The organism is Coprococcus intestinihominis, from assembly GCF_040096555.1.
In the GTDB taxonomy this organism is placed as follows: Bacteria; Bacillota; Clostridia; order Lachnospirales; family Lachnospiraceae; genus Coprococcus_A; species Coprococcus_A intestinihominis.
The window spans coordinates 1-1,144 of sequence record NZ_JBBMEK010000462.1 but is presented as its reverse complement, the minus strand read 5'-3'; the positions used below and the strand labels follow the sequence as shown (position 1 = coordinate 1,144).

At 47.6% G+C, this 1,144-nt stretch carries 1 protein-coding gene; it reads right to left on the bottom strand.

What is annotated here, in order from left to right; translation table 11 throughout:
- Positions 1-1,144: CTP synthase (gene pyrG / locus WMO25_RS18220; RefSeq protein WP_349086653.1), on the bottom strand; the 1,144-nt coding region annotated here is incomplete at both ends.

The following is a 1,144-nucleotide window of genomic DNA, read 5'->3' as shown; positions in this document are numbered from 1 at the left end:
CGTTGTGTTCGGATTCAGCTCGGAACTGTGTGCATCTGTATAACCCAGTACATGGCGGGCAAACTCAACGATTGCCATCTGCATACCAAGGCAGAGACCAAGGAATGGTACATTGTGTGTACGGGCGTATTCAATAGCGGTGATCTTGCCTTCGATACCTCTGTCACCAAAACCGCCGGGAACGAGAATACCATCGGCATCTTTGAGAATATCGGCAACATTGAATGAACTTACCAGCTCGGAATCTACCCACTGGATCTCTACTTCTGCTCCGTTGGCACATGCAGCATGCTTCAGGGATTCAACAACACTGATGTAGGCATCATGCAGCTGGACATATTTGCCGACCAGGGCGATGCGTACTTTTCTTGTAGGGTTCTTCCATGCATGGATCATTGCTTTCCAGTCATCAAGATCCGGTTCAGGACAGTCAATACCGAGACGTTTGCAGACAACCTGTGCCAGTTTCTCTTTCTCGAGAGCCAGAGGTGCTTCATAAAGTACATCCACATCCAGATTCTCGATAACATTGTGAACATCCACGTTGCAGAAAAGAGAAATCTTGTCTTTGATGCCGTCATCCAGAGGCAGTTCGGAACGGCAGACAATGACATCCGGCTGAAGGCCGAGAGCCTGAAGATCCTTGACAGTATTCTGTGTTGGTTTTGTTTTCATTTCACCGGAGGATTTGATATATGGAATCAGGGTAACATGAATCAGCATGCAGTTCTCGCGGCCGATTTCATGCTGGAACTGACGGATAGATTCCAGAAATGGCTGACTTTCGATATCTCCGACAGTACCGCCAACTTCAATGATAGCGATTTCGGTTTCACGGGAAGCAGGGTTCCGATAAAAACGGCTCTTAATGGCATTGGTGATATGAGGAATAACCTGAACAGTACTGCCGCCGTAATCACCACGTCGTTCGCCGGAAAGGACATCCCAATAAACCTTGCCGCTTGTTACGTTGGAGCGGCTGTTGAGGGAACAGTCGATAAAACGTTCATAATGTCCGAGATCCAGGTCTGTTTCGGTACCATCATCAGTGACGAAAACTTCTCCGTGCTGATATGGATTCATTGTACCAGGGTCAATATTCAGGTATGGATCGAATTTCTGCATGGTGACAAAGTAACCGCGG